This is a genomic window from Mycobacterium paraense, from assembly GCF_002101815.1.
Classification (GTDB): Bacteria; Actinomycetota; Actinomycetes; order Mycobacteriales; family Mycobacteriaceae; genus Mycobacterium; species Mycobacterium paraense.
This window is the reverse complement of the sequence record NZ_LQPM01000007.1, coordinates 145,927-164,817: the sequence shown is the minus strand read 5'-3', so window position 1 is coordinate 164,817 and position 18,891 is coordinate 145,927. Positions and strand designations below refer to the sequence as shown.

General features: G+C 70.4%; 14 protein-coding genes. 8 read left to right on the top strand and 6 right to left on the bottom strand.

Annotated features, from left to right (window positions below):
• Positions 1-36 precede the first annotated feature (36 nt).
• On the top strand, positions 37-546 hold the full coding sequence (locus AWB89_RS05710; protein WP_085099562.1) for a DoxX family protein: 510 nt from the start codon (positions 37-39) through the stop codon (positions 544-546).
• A 29-nt stretch (positions 547-575) separates the two neighbouring features.
• Here AWB89_RS05710 and AWB89_RS05705 read toward each other — a convergent pair whose 3' ends face one another.
• Together AWB89_RS05705 and AWB89_RS05700 are read right to left on the bottom strand one after the other, a co-directional pair.
• Complete coding sequence (locus AWB89_RS05705; protein ID WP_085172152.1) at positions 576-3,347, bottom strand: PE family protein; 2,772 nt, start codon at positions 3,345-3,347, stop codon at positions 576-578.
• Between the two features lie 167 nt (positions 3,348-3,514).
• Positions 3,515-6,766, bottom strand: a complete 3,252-nt coding sequence (locus tag AWB89_RS05700; protein ID WP_085172151.1) for a LuxR family transcriptional regulator — start codon at positions 6,764-6,766, stop codon at positions 3,515-3,517.
• A 352-nt stretch (positions 6,767-7,118) separates the two neighbouring features.
• On the opposite strand from AWB89_RS05700, the gene AWB89_RS28255 reads away from it, so the two are divergent.
• The 4 genes from AWB89_RS28255 to AWB89_RS05690 are packed head-to-tail and all read left to right on the top strand — an operon-like array spanning position 7,119 to position 11,030.
• The gene (locus AWB89_RS28255) at positions 7,119-7,253 is read left to right on the top strand and encodes a hypothetical protein (RefSeq protein WP_263993264.1); all 135 of its coding nucleotides are present in this window, start codon (positions 7,119-7,121) and stop codon (positions 7,251-7,253) included.
• Positions 7,250-9,031 (top strand): PPE family protein, encoded by a 1,782-nt coding sequence (locus AWB89_RS26910; protein WP_142282460.1) that lies wholly within the window; start codon positions 7,250-7,252, stop codon positions 9,029-9,031. The genes AWB89_RS28255 and AWB89_RS26910 overlap by 4 nt, the downstream gene beginning before the upstream one ends.
• 54 nt (positions 9,032-9,085) lie before the next feature.
• On the top strand, positions 9,086-10,156 hold the full coding sequence (locus AWB89_RS26905; protein WP_142282472.1) for a PPE family protein: 1,071 nt from the start codon (positions 9,086-9,088) through the stop codon (positions 10,154-10,156).
• A gap of 7 nt (positions 10,157-10,163) precedes the next feature.
• Positions 10,164-11,030 (top strand): isoprenylcysteine carboxylmethyltransferase family protein, encoded by an 867-nt coding sequence (locus AWB89_RS05690; protein ID WP_174627810.1) that lies wholly within the window; start codon positions 10,164-10,166, stop codon positions 11,028-11,030.
• Here AWB89_RS05690 and AWB89_RS05685 read toward each other — a convergent pair.
• From AWB89_RS05685 to AWB89_RS05670, 4 genes are all read right to left on the bottom strand, one after another.
• Positions 10,930-12,306, bottom strand: a complete 1,377-nt coding sequence (locus AWB89_RS05685; protein WP_085172391.1) for a flavin monoamine oxidase family protein — start codon at positions 12,304-12,306, stop codon at positions 10,930-10,932. The genes AWB89_RS05690 and AWB89_RS05685 overlap by 101 nt on opposite strands.
• A 109-nt stretch (positions 12,307-12,415) precedes the next feature.
• Entirely contained in the window at positions 12,416-13,477 is a 1,062-nt protein-coding gene (locus tag AWB89_RS05680) for a GGDEF domain-containing protein (protein WP_142282459.1), read from the bottom strand.
• A gap of 89 nt (positions 13,478-13,566) precedes the next feature.
• Positions 13,567-13,770, bottom strand: a complete 204-nt coding sequence (locus AWB89_RS05675) for a hypothetical protein (protein ID WP_142282458.1) — start codon at positions 13,768-13,770, stop codon at positions 13,567-13,569.
• A gap of 30 nt (positions 13,771-13,800) precedes the next feature.
• Positions 13,801-15,216 (bottom strand): short-chain fatty acyl-CoA regulator family protein, encoded by a 1,416-nt coding sequence (locus tag AWB89_RS05670; RefSeq protein WP_085099578.1) that lies wholly within the window; start codon positions 15,214-15,216, stop codon positions 13,801-13,803.
• Between the two features lie 119 nt (positions 15,217-15,335).
• Between AWB89_RS05670 and prpD the strand changes: the two genes are divergently transcribed.
• From prpD to AWB89_RS05655, 3 genes are read left to right on the top strand one after another with little or no spacing between them, the layout of a single operon-like run.
• A complete protein-coding gene (prpD, locus tag AWB89_RS05665) occupies positions 15,336-16,841 on the top strand; it encodes a 2-methylcitrate dehydratase PrpD (protein WP_085172148.1) in 1,506 nt (501 codons plus the stop codon).
• A complete protein-coding gene (prpB, locus tag AWB89_RS05660; RefSeq protein ID WP_085172147.1) occupies positions 16,841-17,767 on the top strand; it encodes a methylisocitrate lyase in 927 nt (308 codons plus the stop codon). The genes prpD and prpB overlap by 1 nt, the downstream gene beginning before the upstream one ends.
• Positions 17,764-18,891 carry a bifunctional 2-methylcitrate synthase/citrate synthase gene (locus AWB89_RS05655; protein WP_085099587.1) on the top strand — a complete coding sequence of 376 codons (1,128 nt, stop codon included), beginning with the start codon at positions 17,764-17,766 and terminating at the stop codon, positions 18,889-18,891. The genes prpB and AWB89_RS05655 overlap by 4 nt, the downstream gene beginning before the upstream one ends.

The window sequence follows — 18,891 nt, the reverse complement described above, 5'->3', positions numbered from 1 at the left end:
TCCGGTTCGCGCGGGCCACCCGCTAGATTTGCACCTATGAATGTGTATGACGTCGGGTTACTGATCCTGCGGCTGGTGCTGGGACTGACGCTCGCCGCGCACGGCTTCAACAAGTTCTTCGGCGGCGGCCGCATACCGGGCACCGCGCGCTGGTTCGAGAGCATCGGCATGAAACCCGGCAAGTTCCACGCGACCGTGGCCGCGACCACGGAGATGGCCGCCGGGCTGGGCCTGGCGGTCGGGTTGCTGACGCCGATACCCGCGGCGGGCTTCGTCTCGCTGATGCTGGTCGCGGCCTGGACGGTGCACCGCGCCAACGGCTTCTTCATCGTCAAAGAGGGCTGGGAGTACAACCTGGTGCTGGCGGTCAGCGCCGTCGTGGTGGCCACGCTGGGCGCCGGCCGGCTGAGCCTGGACTGGGCGATCTTCGGCCACAACTGGTTCGACGGCTGGCCCGGGCTCGCCATCTCGGCGGGGCTGGGTCTCGCCGGCGCCGCCGGGCAGCTGCTGATCTTTTACCGGCCGCCGGTCAAACAGGCGGGCTGAGCGCCGCGCGTTCGGGGCGGCGGCCGGGCCTAGGGCTTCCCGTTGTTCCCGTTCTGGCCGATCAGCACACCCGCGGTGCCGCCGGTGCCCGGCGTGCCGGTCGGGGTGCCCGGGTTGCCGCCGTTGCCGCCGTTGCCGCCGTCGCCGATCGCGACGGCGTTGCCGCCAGTTCCGCCGGCGCCGCCCGCGCCGCCGTGACCCGACCCGCCGGCGCCCCCGTCGCCGCCGTTGCCGATCAGGCCGCCCTTGCCGCCGGCGCCGCCCGCGCCGCCGGGGGTCAGCGGGCTGGCGCCCGCGACTCCGCCGGCGCCGCCGGTGCCGCCGGAGCCGGTGAGGATGCCGGCGTTGCCGCCGGCGCCGCCGGCCCCACCCCTCGAATCACCGGCGCCGCCCATGCCGCCGGCGCCGCCGTCGCCGAAGAGCATGCCGCCGTTGCCGCCGTCGCCGCCCGCCCCGGCGGTGCCGTCGCTGCTCCCGCCGTCGCCGCCGGCCCCGCCCGTGGCGCCCATGCTCAGCAGGCCGGCGTTGCCGCCGCGCCCGCCGGCCCCGGCGGCGGTTTGGCCGGCGCCGCCTGAGCCGCCGGCACCGCCGCCGCCGAACAGCCCGCCGTTGCCGCCGGCGCCGCCGTTGCCGCTGCTGCCGTTGAGGCTGCTGAATCCGCCGGAGCCGCCGGCCCCGCCGTCTCCGGACAACATGCCGCCGGCGCCGCCCGCTCCGCCGGCCCCGCTGGTGAGGCCGAAGCCGCCGTCGCCGCCGACCCCGCCGCGGGCGAACAGCCCGCCGGTGCCGCCGGTGCCGCCGGCCCCGCCCTTGCCGGTGACGGGTGAGCCGGGCGTGAAGGACACCGCGCCCGCGCCGCCGTCCCCGGCCGCGCCGGCGAACAAGCCGGCGTTGCCGCCGGCCCCGCCCGCGCCGCCGTTGGCGCCGCCCGGTGCCCGTCCGCCGGCTCCGCCGCCGCCGCCGGAGCCGAACAGCGCGCCGTCGCCGCCGGCCCCGCCCGCACCGCCGTTGCCCGTGGCCGACGCGCCGCCGGTGCCGCCCGCGCCCCCGGAGCCGAACAGGCCGCCGCCGGCCCCGCCGTGGCCGCCGGCCGCGCCGGCCGCGCCGGAGCCGCCGGTCCCGCCGTTGCCGAACAGCAGCCCGCCGGCCCCGCCGGCGGCGCCTGTGCCAGGAGCCCCGTTGGCGCCGTTGCCGATCAGCGGGTGGCCCGTGGCCGCCTGGACGGGCGCGTTGATCGCGGTGAGCGCCTGCTGCTGCAGGGTGTGCAGCGGGTTGGCGCTGGCGGGGGCGTTGGAGCCGTCCAGGCTCAGCAGCTGACCGCCGATGCCGCCGGCGCCGGTGGTGCCCCGCACCTGGCCGAGGCCGCCGGTGCCGCCGTTGCCGCCGTCGCCGATCAGCATGCCGTTGCCGCCGGCCCCGCCCGCGCCGCCGGTGCTGCTGGCGGCGGCCTGGCTGCTGCCGCCGTTGCCGCCGTTGCCGCCGTCGCCGATGAGGCCCGACCTGCCGCCGGCGCCCCCGGCCCCGCCCTGAGCGGTAAGGCCGTCTCCGCCGGTGCCGCCGGCGCCCCCGGAGCCGGTGAGCAGGCCGGCCGCGCCGCCCGCGCCGCCGCGCCCGCCGGTCTGGGGGCCGAATCCGCCGTTGCCGCCCGCGCCGCCGTCGCCGAAGAGCAGGCCGCCGTTGCCGCCGGCCCCGCCGGCCCCGCCGATGCCGACCACCGGGGTGATGCTTTCGCCGCCTGCGCCGCCGGCGCCGCCCGCCGCGAGGCTGAGCATGCCGGCGTTGCCGCCGGCGCCGCCCGCCCCGCCGAAGGTCGAGCCGTGCCCGCCGGTTCCGCCGTCTCCGCCGGCCCCGAACAGCCCGCCGGCCCCGCCGGCTCCGCCCAATCCGCCGGTGCCGCCGTTGGTGGCTCCGCCGCCGCCGCCGCTGCCGCCGGCTGCGAACATCCCGCCGGTTCCGCCGGCCCCGCCGGTGCCGCCGGTCCCGCTCACGCTCGCGCCGCCGAGCCCGCCGGCGCCCCCGCTGGAGAACAGGCCGCCGTTGCCGCCGGTGCCCCCGTCCCCGCCGGGACTGGTGATGCTGTCGGTGCGCCCGCCGGCGCCGCCCGTCCCGGCCGCGCCGGAGAGCATGCCCGCGTTGCCGCCGGCCCCGCCGTTGCCGCCGGTTCCCGAGTCCGAGTTACCACCGGCCCCGCCGACGCCACCGGAGCCGAACAGTCCCGCCGACCCGCCGTGGCCGCCGTTGCCCCCGGCGCCGCCCAGGGCCAAGGGGGTTCCGCCGGCGCCGCCGGCCCCGCCGTTGCCGATCAGCCCGCCGTTCCCGCCGTTGCCCCCGTTCCCCCCGTTGGTGCCGCCGCCGGTGCCGGACCCGCCGGCGCCGCCGTTGCCGATCAGCCAGCCGCCGTCCGTACCGTTCTGCCCGGTGCCCGGGGCGCCGTTGACGCCGTTGCCGATCAGTGGGCGCCCGGTCGCCGCCTGCACCGGCGCGTTGACCGCGTCGAGCAGACTCTGCAGCGGGGACACGTTGGCCGCCTCGGTCGCGGCGAACATCGCCCCGCCGGCGCTCATGGTCTGAACGAACTGCTGGTGGAAGGCCGCCGCCTCGGCGCTGAGCACCTGGTAGGCCTGCGCGTGCCCGGAAAACAGCGACGCCAGCGCCGCGGACACCTCATCGGTGCCGGCGGCCAGGATCCCAGTGGTCGGGGCCACCGCGGCGGCATGCGCGGCGATGAGCGCCGAGCCGATGCTCTCCACATCGGCCGCGGCTGCCGCCACCGCCTCGGGGGCCACTATTACAAACGACATCGCTGTCCTCCCGGTCGTCATCGAGCGTGGTGGCGGATATGCGGCGCTGCGCATCCGGACGCTCGTCTGGAATCGAATTCAGGATGCGGGGGATGCGGCGGCGAAACCTCGGTCATAGCTCGTAATCGCGCCCGGCGGGGGGTCGTAGATTCGCGCGCCGGCAGCGCTTAGCGGTGGCCGGCGACTTCCTGGGCGAGCTGCACCCGGGAGCTGATGCCCAGCTTCGCGTAGACGTGCGTCAGGTGGGTCTGCACCGTGCGCCGGGAGATGAACAGCCGGGCGGCGATCTCGTTGTTGGCCAGCCCGTCGGCCACCAGCCACGCGACGTCGCGCTCGGTCGGGGTGAGCGCGGCCCAGCCGCTCGTAGGGCGCTTGCGCTCCCCGCGACCGCGGCGCGCGTAGGCGACGGCCTCGTCAAGCGACAGCCCGGCCCCTTCCGCCCATGCGGCGTCGAAGTCCTGCTCGCCCATGGTGTCGCGCAGCGCGGCGAGCGTCCGCTCGTGGTCCGCGTCGTGGATGCGGAACCGCACCACGCCGATTCGATGGCGAATCCGGTCGGCCGCGCCGAAGAGCCGCGCCGAGTCGCGATGGCTCAGGCCGTCCGCGGCCAGCCGCCCGAGGCACTCGAGGATGTCGGGAACGGCAAGGTGCGCCTGGCACTCGGCGGCGCAGCCGAGCGCCTTGTGCGCGTCGCGCTCGGCTTGGTCGGGCTCGCCCTTGGCGATCGAGATGCGCGCCCGCGTGGTCAGCGCCCGGGCCAGGTGCCAGCCCGCCGACGCCGCGACCTGTTGGTCCGCCCAGCGCCGCGCCTCGACCAGATCGCCGCGCGCGAGCGCCACGTCGGCCATTGGGTTGACGATCGCCGCGCCGAGTTCGCCCTGCGGGCTGAGGCGTTGCTGGGCGGCCTCGATGGCCTCGGTCGCCGCCGCCAGATCGCCGGCCGCCGCCGCCGCGGTGACCAGGACCGCGTAACTGAATCCCTCGTTGTAGGGCCAGAGGTCGCCGGCCGCGTCCAGGGACGCCCGGGCGGTGGCCATGGCCGCGCCGGTATGACCCTGGAAAGAGAGCGCGAGGCTGAGGCTCAGCCGGGCGCCCCACCTGAACAGGACGTCGTGCGCCGCGTCCGCATCGGCGGTCACCGCCTCGAATTGCTCGACGGACTGGGCCAGATCGCCCTTCATCATCTGCGCCAGGCCGAGGGTCCAGCGGCACGAGCGCGCGTGGAACCGGTCGCCGATCGCGTCGGCGATCTCCCACCCCTCTTGGGAGGTCTCTTCCGCGGCGATCGGGTCACCCGCGTAGAACGCGCCGTTGGCCTGCCAGGTCAGGATCTGGGTCAGCCGCCACTGGTCGTCCAGCGAGCGGGCGATGCCAATCGCCTCGGCCAGGTACGGGCGGGCCGCGGCGGCGCTGTAGGAAGCGATGGCGCCGCAGGCGGTGAGCGCGCGCGCCAGCAGCGCGGGGTCGTCGATCTCGCGGGCGATCGCGACGGCCTGCTGCGCCTGCTCGAGGTTGTCGCCGATGCTGCGCGACGCGTCGAGGACCGCCTTGTCGGCGAGCGCGCGCCCGCGCACCACGGCCGAGATGTCGGAGCGTCGCGCGTCGTGCTCGGCGAGGGTGGCGTCGAACCAGGCCAGCCCCTCCTGGATGCGGCCCCGCGTCTGCCACAGCGGTTGCAGCGACGAGGTCAGCTCCAGCGCCTTTTCGATGTCGCCGGTCTGCCGGCTCCACGCGAACGCCGCGCGCAGGTTGTCGATCTCGATCTCGACCTGTTCGATGCGGCGCTGGTGGTCGGCGTCGGCGGCGCTGTCCAGCAGGGCGGCGAGCGCCGTGTAGTAATCGCGGTGCCGCGCGTGCACCTCGTCGGCTTCCCCGGATTCCGCGAGCTTGGCCGCGGCGTAGTGGCGCACGGTCTCGAGCAGCCGGAAACGCGTGCGGTCGCCGGCGTATTCGGCCACCACCAGCGACTTGTCCACCAACTGGGCGAGCCGGTCGAGCACCTGCTGCTGCTGCACGGGATCGCCGTCGCCGACGGCCCGCGCGGCATCGAGGTCGAAGCCGGCCCGGAACACCGCGAGCCGCCGGAACAGGATGCGCTCCGGCTCGGTCAGCAGCGCGTGGGACCAGTCGACCGACTCGCCGAGGGTCTTCTTGCGGCGCGTCCCGACGCGGGCGCCGGTCACCAGCCGGAACCGGTTGCGCAGGCCGTCGAGGATCTCCGTCAGCGACATCATCCGCACGCGCGCCGCGGCGAGCTCGATGCCCAGCGGCAGGCCGTCCACGCGAACGCAGATCTCGCGCACCGCGGCGCTGTCGTCGACGGCGATGCTGAAATCGGGCCGGGCCAGGCGCGCGCGGTCGACGAAGAGCTCGATCGCCTCGTCGGCCAGCGACAGCGACGGCACCCGCCAGGTCACCTCGCCGGCCACCCCGATCGGCTCGCGGCTGGTCGTCAGGATTGTCAGCTGCGGGCAGGCGCCCAGGAGCGCGACGGTCAGTTCCGCGCACTCGTCGATCAGGTGCTCGCAGTTGTCCAGAACCAGCAGCACCGGGCGGTCGCCAAGGAACCGCACCAGCGTTTCCGTCGCCGAGCGGCCCGGCTGGTCGGGGAGGCCGAGCGCCCGCATCGCCGCGACCGGCACCACCTCGGGATCGGTGACCGGCGTCAGGTCGACAAACCACACGTTGCCGTCGAACTCGGCCGCCGCCTGGGCGGCGACCTGCACCGCCAACCGGGTCTTACCGACGCCGCCGGCGCCGGCCAGGGTCACCAGCCGGTTCTCGTACAGGGCCTTGACGACGTCGTTGGTCAGGGTGACGCGACCCACGAACCGGGTCAGCTGCACCGGCAGCCCGTGCGGGACGACGCTTCCGGTGGTGCGCAGCGGCGGGAATTCGACGTCCAGGTCGGAGTGGCAGAGCTGCGCCAGCCGCTCGGGGCGGGGCAGGTCGCCGAGCTGGTGGGTGCCGAGATCGGTCAGCCAGGCGTCGGCCGGCAATTGGTCGATGACCAGGTCGCGCGTGATGCCCGAGAGCAGAATCTGGCCGCCGTGCGCCAGGTCGCGCAGGGCGGCCGCCCGCTCGGGGGTCGAGCCGACATACTCACCGGCATCGCCCAGCTCAACCTCGCCGGTGTGCACGCCGACGCGCAGCCGGATCGGCGCCAGCGGCGCCCGCTGCAACGCCACAGCACACGCCACCGCGTCGGTCGCGTGGGCGAAAGCGGCCAGGAAGCCGTCGCCGCCGCCCGTCCCGGCCGCCAGCACGCCGTCGTGGGCGGGCACGATCTCGGAGGCGGCGCGGCCGAGCCGCGCGAGCGCCGCCGTCGTTTGCTCCGGCTGGCTTTCCCACAGTCGCTCGGAGCCCTCGGAATCGGCGAGCAGCAGGGTGACCGTTCCTGTGGGCATACGCTCCCTCATGCGATGGCCATGCCTCTTACATGACCGTAAATCCCCGCGCACACCAGTTTCGCTCATGCCAGCCACCACGGGTCGAATACCAACCGAAAACTGTTGAGGTCATCGGGGCGGCGGAGCCCACCGGCGGCCACCCCGGGCACCGGGGCTGACGATTTGCCGGTGGCGGCCCTACGACCCCGCACCGCGCTGCATTTACGACCCCTCATGCTGAGTATCTACGCGATTCGGCCGACGTTAGTTCGACGCCGGGCCCCCCATATTTGACTCACTTGGAACAGAAGTCGGGGCCGGGATCGCAATTCGCTGCGCTTTCAACCGATCGGCCGCACGGCTTGGGAGCGGGAGGACGGCGATGTCGTACCTGATAGCGGCCCCGGAGGCCTCGGCGGCGGCGTCGGCGGCGTCGGCGGAAGTGGCGGACGTCCGCTCGCAGCCGAGCCGCGGCAAACGCGGCGGCCACGACGACGGCGAAGGACGGTTGGGATGAGTTTCTTGGTGTTGCCGCCCGAGATCAATTCGGCGCGGATGTATCTGGGTGCGGGGCCGGGTCCGATGTTGGAGGCGGCGGCGGCCTGGGAGGGACTGGCCGGAGAGCTGGGTTCGGCTGCCGGCTCGTTCGGGTCGGTGACGTCGGGGTTGGCGGACGCGGCCTGGCAGGGCGCGGCCGCGGCGGCGATGGCGGGCGCGGCGGCGCCGTACGTGGGGTGGTTGTCGGCGGCGGCGGCGCAGGCGCAAAGCGCGGCCGGGCAGGCGCGCGCGGCGGCGTCGGCGTTTGAGGCGGCGGCCTCGGCGACGGTGCATCCCGGCGCGGTGGCGGCCAACCGCGGCCAGTTCGTGTCGTTGGTGCGGTCGAATCTACTGGGGCTCAACGCGCCGGCGATCGCGGCGACCGAGGCGCAGTACGAACAGATGTGGGCCGCCGACGTGTCGGCGATGGTGGGGTATCACGGCGGCGCCTCGGCGGTGGCCGCGCAGCTCACGCCCATGGCCCAGGCGTTGCAAACCCTGCCCGGGCCACTGGGTCAGGTGCAGGCGGCCCTCGCGAACTTCAACGTCGGCGCCGGCAACGCGGGCGCTGGCAATGTCGGCGGCGGCAACAACGGCAACCAAAACCTGGGCAGCGGCAACAGCGGCAGCCAGAACGTCGGCAGCGGCAACATCGGCAGCACCAACGTCGGCAACGGCAACAACGGCGTCGGCAACATCGGCAGCGGCAACCGCGGCAACCAAAATCTGGGCGCCGGCAACGCGGGCAACAACAACACCGGCTTCGGCAACAACGGCCTGGGGAACGTCGGCGCCGGAAACCTCGGCAACACCAACGTCGGCAACGGAAATCTCGGCAGCGGCAACGTCGGCAGCGGCAACCGCGGCGACTCGAACATGGGCTTCGGGAACCGGGGCAGCAACAACGTCGGCATCGCTAACACCGGCACCCACAACTTCGGCTTCGGCAACACGGGCAACAACGACATCGGCTTCGGGCTCACCGGTGACAACCAGATCGGTTTCGGCGGGCTGAACTCGGGGACGGGAAATATCGGCTTCGGCAACTCGGGCACCGGCAACATCGGCTTCTTCAACTCCGGCACCGGCAACGTCGGCCTCTTCAACTCCGGCAATCACAGCTTCGGTTTCGAGAACTCGGGCAGCTTCAACACGGGCTTCACCAACGCGGGGCAGGGCAACACCGGCTTTTTGAACAGCGGCTTCAGCAACTTCGGTGTCGGCAACGGCGGTGCGAACAACATGGGGATGCTCAACGGCGGTTCGCAAAACTTCGGGATGGGGAATTCCGGCTTCCAGAACACCGGCAGCGGCAACGCCGGTTCGCTGAACACCGGGGACTTCAACGCGGGTTCCATCAATACCGGTTGGGGCAACGCGGGTTCCAGTAACACGGGCGGCTTCGACTCCGGCAACTTGAACACCGGCTTCGGCAGCACGGTCACTCCCGTCGGCGTCAAGAACTCCGGTTTCGGCACCACCGGCCTCGACTCGTCGGGCTTCTTCAACTCCGGCGGCGACAGCTCCGGCTTCCAGAACACCGGCCTCGCCTTCGAGTCCGGCTTCGGTAACTCGGGCAACGGCAACAACGTCGGGATCAACAACTCGGGCAGTTTCCTGGCCGGCATCGGAAACACGGGCTTCGACAACATCGGCATCGGCAACTCGAACGTCTTCAACTCGGGAATCGGCAACTCCGGCAACGACGACTCGGGCTTCTTCAACAAGCGCGACGCGCAATCGGGCTTCTTCCAATAGAGGACGGGTGTGGTGAGTTTTTTGGTGTTGCCGCCGGAGATCAATTCGGCGCGGATGTATCTGGGTGCGGGGCCGGGTCCGATGTTGGAGGCTGCGGCGGCCTGGGAGGGGCTGGCCGCCGAGTTGGGTTCGGCGGCTGCGTCTTTCGGGTCGGTGACGTCGGGTCTGGCGGGCACGGCCTGGCAGGGACCGTCGGCCGCGGCCATGGCTGGCGCGGCGGCGCCGTACGTGGGGTGGTTGTCGGCGGCGGCGACGCAGGCCGAGACGGCGGCGGCGCAGGCGCGGGCGGCTGCGACGACGTTCGAGGCGGCGCAGACACTGACCGTGCACCCGGCCGCCGTGGCGGCGAACCGCATGCAGCTGATGACGTTGGTGGCGACCAACTTTCTGGGCCAGAACACGCCGGCGATCGCGGCCACGGAGTTCCACTACGTGGAGATGTGGGCGCAGGACGTCGCCGCGATGGTCGGCTACCACGCCGGGGCGATGTCGGTGGCAACGGCGTTGACGCCGTTCGCGGCGCCGCCGATCAGCCTGGCGGGCTTGGCCGCTCCCGCAATGCAAGGTGGCTCGGACGCGGCCACGAGCCTGCTGACCGCCTTGCAGTCGCTGGTTTCCGGGGCGCCCCTGCAGTCGCTGTCATCGGTGGCGCAAGTCGCGACGCTCCCGATCAGCATGCTGATGTCCCCGATCATGTCGCTGGCGCAGGGCGCCAACGCCGGCACTGCGGGACTGGCCAATGCGGCAGCGGTCGGGGCCGACGTTCCGAAGTTTGTCAGCAGCACCGCCCCGGACCTGAAGCCGTTCGGCGGCGGAGCGGGACTGGGGCCGGCCATGCCGGCGGGCCTGGGCAAGGCCCGGCTGGTGGGCTCGATGTCGGTGCCCCCGACGTGGGAGGGATCGACGCCGGCGCGCATGGTCAGCGCGGCCATGTCGGGGCTGGGCGGCGAAATGCCGGGCGCCGCAGCGGGAGTCGGGGCCGGTATGGGGGGCATGCCGATGATGCCGATGCCGATGGGCGGCATGGGCGCCGGAGTGTCCGGCGCGATGTTGGGCCGCGGCGGGGCGAGCCCGCAGGTGCTGCAGTCGCGGCCCACCGTGGTGCCGCGCGTCGGGGTCGGCTAGGGCGGGGGTGGCGTCACTGGAGGCCAAGCGCCGCAGGGGAGTTGGCGATCCGTTCCTCGACGGGTCGCCGACTCTTGCGCGCGGGTATGGCGCCGCCTGTTACGCGTTGTCCCGCTTGGCGTTGCTCTACGGCATCGGCTTCACCGGAAACGTCGCGGTTCCGCGAAGTGTCGACCATGCGGTGGGCGCACCCCTGGGCGACGCGATCGTGATCGATCTGATGCTGCTCGGGCTGTTCGCGTTTGGGTATCACCGCATGCGGCGGGCGAGCGAACGCGGCACCGACGCGCTGGTCGGCGGCCTGGCCCTGTTCCTGCTGTATTGGCAGTGGCGGGCGCTGCCGGCGGTGGTGTGGGACGTGCCATCACCGGCCGGCCGGCTTGGGGCGCACGTGTTGTTCTGGCTGGGCTGGGCGAGCGTCCTCTGCGCGGCCACCGGCATCCGCCGCCTCGACCGGTTCGAGCTACGGATCAGGTACTTCATGTGGCGTGAAAGGCCTTGCGGGGGGCGCAGATTCGGCTCTAGGCTGGTGCGCTGGCCGGCTCGGCACCCGATCGTGGCGTGCTTCGTTGTCGCGTTCTGGGCCACGCCGGTGATGACGGCCGGGCACCTGCTCTTGGCGGTCGCCGCCACCGGACTCACCGTGGCGGTCGTGCGGGGAGAAGAACACGGCGCGCGGCGGCGGTCGGCGCTCGCCGTCACGGTCATCGCCGAGCTGTCCGGCACCGTGTTTCCGGCACTGCGGCAGGCGACGGTCTTCGCGGGGTCGGTGGTCAGACCCGAGTCGTCGCCGCCGCGGCGGTGTCGGCCGTCGTCACTTCGGCCGCCGCCCGCTCGCCGGAGCGGATCGCGCCGTCTATCCAGCCGCACATGACGGCCGAGCTCTCGGTGCCGGCCCAGTGGACCCGGCCGCAGGGCTCGCGCAGGGTGTATCCGAATTCCGTCAGGACACCGGTTGGGGCGTGGCTGATCATGCCGCCGCCCGAGTAGCGCTCGGTAGTCCAGTTCTGCTCGTGGAACTCCAGCGGCGCGTTGGCCTTGGCGCCGAACCGGTCGACCAACTCGCCGATGACCGCCGCCTTCCGATCCGCCTCGTCCATTCGTGTCAGCCGCCGTGCGGCCGGGCCTTCCGTGATGACGCACATGATCCCGGGGTCGGCGGTGTTCGTGCAGGCGTCGATGGTCAGGGTGGCCGGGGACCCCGGCGCGGCGGATTGACCGCACAATCCGTCCGCCCGCCAAAACGGCTCGTCGTAAATGATCGAGATCTTGATGACGGCGCCACCCGGCATGCGCTGGTGCAAAAACGCCCGGTCCACCGGCAACATCGGTTCGTACACAATCGAACTGGCGATGGCGAGCGGGATCGCGACGATGGCCCGCCGCGCCCGCACCGTCAACCCGTCCGCGGCGACCGTCACGCCGTCGCCGTCCTGGGTGATCTGCCGGACGGGCCGCGAAAGGTGCAGCGCGTCACCGAGTTCGGCGGCGATCGAGCGATAGACGGCGCCCATCCCGCCCACGGGCCGGGCGTCCTGGGCGCCGCCCTTGCCCGAGATGACGAACGTGGGGCCGCCGCCCGAGCCCATCTGCGTCAGCGCCCACAGCAGCGACGTCTCCGACCCGGCCGAGGTGTACACGCCGGCTATGGCCATGTCCAGCATCTCGCGGGCGGCCTTGGACATGGTGTTGTTCTCGATCCATTCCCCGAGGCTGATGCGGTCCCACTCGGCGGCGCGCTTGGCCTCCCACGGGGCCTCGCCCGGAATCGTTTTGCACATCTTCTCGATCGACATCAAGCCGATGCCGAGGTTGGTGACCGCCCACGCGCTCATCGACCACGGGATGGTGCCGCCGTAGCGGTGCTTCTTGCCGTCGACGATCATCATCGCGTCGCCGTCGTTGTGCTGCTTATATTCCGGCACGCCGAACTCGTCCATCATCGCGTAGATGCGGTCCTGGCCCGGCCCGATCCAGGCGCCGCCGCGGTCTATCCAACTGCCGTCGTCGCGAGTGACGGTGAACGTGCGACCACCGATCCGGTCGCGGGCCTCCAGCAAGGCCACCGAGCGACCGGCTTGCTTCAACCTCAGGGCGGCCGTCAGGCCCGCGAACCCGGCCCCGACCACGCAGTAATCGACATCCGACACGACCGGCTCCTTCACCTAGTCCGCCCCAGCAGCAAACTACACCGATCGCAGGACCGGCAGCAGCGTGTTCACCCGGATTCGGGCGATTCAAATCCGTTGGCGCGAAGTGTCAAAGGTGGTGCGCCTGGTTGCCGCCGCGGCGTTTGGCGGTGTACATCGCGCTGTCCGCGACGTCGATGAGTTTTTCGATGAGCCCGGGGACGTCCGACATGCCCATCGGCGGCAGTTCGGCTGTGGCCGTACCGATGCTCGCCGTCAGTCCCTGCGGAAGTGCGGCGATGGCAGCGCCCAATTGCTCCGCGATCGGCTCGGCGTCCGGCGACGAGCCGTTGGCTGCGATGAGGAACTCTTCGCCGCCGGCGCGGCACAGCACCGCTGTCGGTGGCACCTCTTGCCGCAACGCGTCGGCAACGGCGATCAGCGCGCGGTCGCCGGCCGCATGGCCGAAGTTGTCGTTGATGCGTTTGAACGCGTCGAGGTCGATCATGACCATGGTCAGATGGGTGTCGCCGGCGCGCGGATCGCCCAGTCTCCGGGTGAGCGCGGCGATGAACCCGCGGCGGTTGAACAATCCCGTCAGCGAGTCTTCGTCGGCGCGCTCCGCGTAGGTCCCCATGGCCCGCGACATTCCCCGCATCGCCAGGGGGAACGACAGGTTGAGCATGGCGACCACCCAGAACGCGGCGAGCCCGGTTCCAATGTCGGACTCACGAGCCAGGTGCACCCCGGTCGCGACCGAGACGACAGCCGCCAAGGCGGCGCTGAAGACCAGGAACTTGTTGCTGTGGAAGAGGGCGACATAGCCGCTGTTGGTCGCCATTGCGCAGCAGCCGACGGCCGCCAGCGCGGCGGTCGGCTGGGTCAGGGTCCACGCCGCAATGCACGTCGCGGCGACGACTCCGAAGATTTCGGATTGGACCCGGGTCGGCCACCGCGTCAGCCAGAAGACGCTGACGGCGACGACGAAGACCGCGGCGGCCGCGTCGACGAGCAGCACCCGGTCGGTCGCCCGATGGGTGCTGAGCATGGTGGTCACCGGCACGAGCGCCGATATCGAGGAGATGGCAGCCAGGCTCCACTGCGTCGCGCGCAGCAGTCCGCGCTCTTGCAAGACGGCGGTGATCCAATCGAACTGGTCGGGCCGACCCACCCACGACGTGAATCGGGACACGCTGCGCACCTCCTCCCAGGAGACAGCTCAGCATCAAACACCCGTCGTCCGAGGCAAAAGCGCAGAATCGGCGAACCTCTCAGAATCGACTAGACGTAAGTATTCACTAACCGGCGAGAAGCCATCAGAAGAAGAAACGCGAGGATGAACGCGACGATCAAGCCGAAGATGAGGGCGACGACCACGCTGGCCACCAGATTCTCGACGCGGTTGATCCAGTGGAGTACCTGGCCGTAGACGGAATTGAAGAAGTCAACCGCTTGGTTCCCTAGGTCGCCGATCGAGGCGGCCACGGCGTCGAGAGGCTGCACGTGCCGCGGTGGCTAAGGCGCGAGCACAGGCGGATACGGCAGATCCGTGCTGGTGTGCGGGTCCACGTGCACAGGGTGGCCGAGGTAGGGAAACGCGCGTTGGGGGCAGGCGGGACGGTCGCAGATCTTGCACCCGGCGCCGATAGGCACCACGACTTCGCCGTTGGTCAGGTCGACGCCGACCGAGTAAATGAGCTTCTCGGCGTGGGCCACGTCGCATCCCAACCCGATGGTGAAGCTCTTGTCGGGGCCGAGATAGCTACGGCGCTCGGCCGTGGTGGTCCGCGCGATCCAGAAATAGGTGCGGTCGTCGGGCATCTGAGCAACTTGCGTCAAGAACTCGCCGGGACGGGAAGAAGCATGATGCACCACCCACAGCGGGCAGTTTCCGCCAACGCGGGAGAAGTGAAAGGCCGTGGCGGACTGCCGTTTAGAGATGTTTCCGGCGCTGTCGGTGCGGACGAAGATGAAGGGCACTCCGCGCGCGCCGGAGCGTTGCAGGGTAGACAGCCGGTGGCAAATGGTCTCGAAGCCCACCTCGAACCGCCGTGCCAATTGGTCGACGTCGTAGCGCACGCTCTCGGCGGCGTCGAGAAACCTCAGGTAGGGGAGCAGCAGGGCGCCGGCGAAGTAGTTGGCCAGGCCGATCCGCGCCACGCCACGGGCATCGTCGCTGAGCTGATCGTCGCCTGCGATGAGGCCGGTGATCAGTTCGGCCTGAGTAAGCAGCGCGATCTGGGTCGCGAGCTGAAACGCGCGTTGGCCGGGATGCAGCCAGCGGGCCAGGTACAACGTCTTTGACTCGGGGTGAAAGAGGCGCTTGGAGTTGGGATTAAGTGCCCGGCCATCGTCGATCACCACTGCGACACCGAGTTGGTCGTCGAGCAGCCGCGCCAATTGGGCGTCGAGGCCGCCGATCCGGAGGCGGTGGCAGTCGAACAATTCCTCGGCCGCGAGGTCCAGTTCGCCGATGTAATTTTTGCGATCGTAGAAGAAGTCTCGGACCTCTTCGAAGGGCATGGGCTGCTGAGGCGCCGCCGTTGTCTCGGTGTTGGCCCGACTGTGCAGCGCCTCGAGGTCCGCGGTGGCGTCGTGCAATCGGCGGTGCAAATTGACCAACGTCTGACCGACCACCGGCATGCGGGCGACGAGTTCCTCAATTTGTGCGGCCGTCACAGGACCCTCGGCGAGCACCTCTCGCAAGTCCGACACCAAGCGCGCATCGGAATCCGGCGCGAAGTACTGAGCCGGAAGATCGAACCGCTCGGAAAGGGTCAGCAGTACCGGCACCGTGATCGGGCGCTGATCGTTCTCGAGCTGGTTGACATAGCTGGTCGACAGCCCCAAAACGCGCGCAAGCGCCACCTGGGTCAACCCGTGGTCTTCCCGCAGCCGCCGCAGCCGCGCACCGGCGAACGTCTTCACCACGCGCTTTACGATACGCCGGCCCGCTTTCGCAACATTCGCAAAAAGCTGGGGATAAGGACACAAAATTACGCTTCTTTAGGGCATTTACCCGGCATCCCCGGCTGCGTACTGTGCGGCCTATGCGCATACATGACGTCCGTACTCGGCGTAGCGCCGAGCACTTTCCGCGTAGCGAGCACCTGGCGTGGAAGATCGCCGAGGTGGCGGCCGACCCCGTTGCGGTGCCGGCGGAAACCCAGGCGATGGTGATCAACCGCATCATCGACAACGCTGCGGTGTCGGCCGCGTCCGTGACCCGCCGTCCGGTAGCCGTCGCGCGCGCGCAGGCGCAGGCCCACCCCAACTCATTCAAAGGCGCAAAGGTTTTTGGTGTCGCCGGCGACTATTCGCCGGAATGGGCGGCCTGGGCTAATGGGGTCGCGGTACGCGAACTGGATTTCCACGACACCTTCCTGGCCGCGGAGTACTCGCACCCGGGTGACAACATCCCCGCCCTGATCGCCGTCGCCCAACACCTCGGTACCAGCGGTGCGGACCTGATCCGCGGCATCGCCACCGGTTACGAGATTCAGGTCGACCTGGTCAAGGGAATCTGCCTGCACGAACACAAGATCGACCATGTTGCGCACCTCGGCCCGTCGGTAGCCGCGGGCCTGGGCACGATGCTTCGCCTGGACGAGGAGACCATCTACCAGGCCATTGGTCAGGCGCTGCACCTGACAACGGCCACCCGGCAGTCGCGCAAGGGCCTGATCTCGAGCTGGAAGGCGTACGCGCCGGCATGGGCCGGGAAGGTGGCCATCGAGGCCGTCGACCGCGCGATGCGCGGCGAAGGAGCACCCGCGCCGATCTGGGAGGGCGAGGACGGTGTGATCGCCTGGCTGCTATCGGGACCCGAGCACACGTATCGGGTGCCGCTGCCCGAGCCGGGCGAGCCCAAGCGCGCCATCCTGGACACCTACACCAAGGAGCACTCGGCCGAGTACCAGAGCCAGGCGCTGATCGACCTCGCGCGCCGGATGCGTGAGCGAATCGGCGACTTGGACCAAGTCGCGACGATCGTGCTGCACACCAGCCATCACACCCACTACGTGATCGGCACCGGGTCAGGCGATCCGCAGAAGATGGATCCGGACGCCTCGCGGGAGACGCTGGACCATTCCGTGATGTACATCTTCGCGGTCGCTCTGCAGGACGGCACATGGCATCACGAACGGTCCTACGCACCCGAACGGACGCACCGGCCCGACACCGTCGAGCTGTGGCGCAAAATCTCGACCGTCGAAGACCCCGAGTGGACGCGGCGCTACCACTCCACCGATCCGGCGGAGAAGGCCTTCGGCGCGCGCGCGGAGATCACGCTGAAAAGCGGCGAAGTCATCGTCGACGAGATCGCCGTCGCCGACGCTCATCCGCTGGGGGCGCGGCCGTTTGAGCGCAAGCAGTACATCGCGAAGTTCACCGAGTTGGCCGACGGTGTCGTCAGCGAATCCGAGCAACGGCGGTTCCTGTCGGCGGCGGAAGCCCTTCCGGACCTGCAGGCGGGAGCGTTAGGCACGCTCAACATCGCGGTCGGTCCGCTGGTGCTCGACAAGGCGCCGACGATCCCACCGGGAATCTTCTGATGAGCGGGCTGATCGGCGGTGTGGCACCCGCGGCGCAGAAGCGGGCGGATTTCCGCGCCGCGCTGAAAAGCGGTCGGCTGCAACGCTTTCCGGGTGCGTTTTCGCCGTTGGTGGCCAGGCTCATCGCCGAGATCGGGTTCGACGGCGTGTACGTGTCCGGGGCGGTGTTGTCGGCCGACCTGGGCCTACCCGACATCGGGCTGACGACCCTGACCGAGGTCTCCGCGCGCGGGGCGCAGATCGCCTCTGTCACCGACCTGCCCACCTTCATCGATGCCGACACCGGCTTCGGCGAACCGATGAGCGCCGCCCGCACAGTGACCGTACTGGAGGACGCCGGTCTGGCCGGCTGCCACCTGGAGGACCAGGAAAACCCGAAGCGGTGCGGTCACTTGGACGGCAAGGCCGTGGTGCCGGCGGGCGAGATGATCAAACGCCTGCGGGCCGCCGTATCCGCCCGCCGTGACCCGAATTTCGTCATTTGCGCCCGCACCGACGCGGCGGGCATCGAAGGGATTGCCGCGGCGATCGAACGGGCCAAGGCCTACGCCGACGCGGGCGCCGACCTGATCTTCACCGAAGCCCTGCACACGCCCGCCGAATTCGAACAGTTCCGGGCCGCCGTGGATACACCCTTGCTGGCCAACATGACCGAGTTCGGCAAGTCGCAGTTGCTTACCGCCGAGCAGCTGTCCGACATCGGCTACAACGTGGTGATCTACCCGGTGACGACCCTGCGGCTGGCCATGTACGCCGTCGAAGCCGGCCTTCGTGAAATCGCGGATGCGGGAACGCAATCCGGGCTTGTCGAACGGATGCAGCACCGCAGCAGACTGTACGAGCTGCTGCGCTACGCCGAGTACAACCGATTCGATTCCGACATCTACAACTTCGCCACCGAAGCTTCTGAAGGAGTCACCTCATGAGCACCATCGAAGACAACAAGCCCCGCATCTTCAAGGGCTTGGCCGGTGTCGTCGTCGACACCACCGCGATCTCGAAGGTCGTGCCCGAGACCAACTCATTGACCTACCGCGGGTACGCAGTTCAGGACCTCGCGGCGAACTGCAGCTTCGAGCAGGTCGCGTATCTGCTGTGGCACGGCGAGCTACCCGATGACCAGCAGCTCGCGCTGTTCACCCAGCGGGAACGCGCGTCGCGCCGGCTCAACCGGTCCCAGCTGTCGTTGTTGGCCAAGTTGCCCGACACCTGCCACCCGATGGACGTGGTGCGCACCTTCATCAGCTCCATGGGCGCCGAGGACCCCGACGAGGACGACGCCAGCCCGCAGGCCAACTACGCCAAGGCGCTGCGGATGTTCGCGGTGCTGCCCACCATCGTCGCCGCGGACATGCGTCGGCGGCGCGGTCTCGATCCCATCGCACCGCACAGCCACATGGGCTACGCACAGAACTTCCTGCACATGTGCTTCGGCGACGTTCCCGAGCCGGCGGTCGTCGACGCCTTCGAGCAGTCGATGGTGCTGTACGCCGAGCACAGCTTCAACGCCTCCACGTTCGCCGCGCGGGTGGTCACCTCCACCCAGTCCGACATCTACAGCGCGGTCACGGCGGCTATCGGCGCGCTCAAGGGCTCGCTTCATGGCGGCGCCAACGAAGCGGTAATGCACGACATGCTCGAAATCGGCACCGCCGACAAGGCATCGGAGTGGTTGCAGGGCAAGCTGGTTCGCAAAGAAAAGATCATGGGCTTCGGTCACCGGGTATACAAGAACGGCGACTCCAGGGTGCCGACCATGAAGGAAGCACTCAAGCGTGTCGCCGCCGCCCGCGACGGACAGAGGTGGCTCGACATCTACGAGGTCCTGGAAAACGGGATGGCCGAGGCCAACGGGATCAAGCCGAACCTGGATTTCCCCACTGGTCCCGCCTACTACCTGATGGGCTTCGACATCGGATTCTTCACGCCGATTTTCGTGATGAGCCGCATCACCGGGTGGACGGCCCACATCATCGAGCAGACCGCGTCCAATGCGCTGATCCGCCCGCTCAGCGAGTATGTCGGACCGCCGCAACGCGCCCTATCGTAA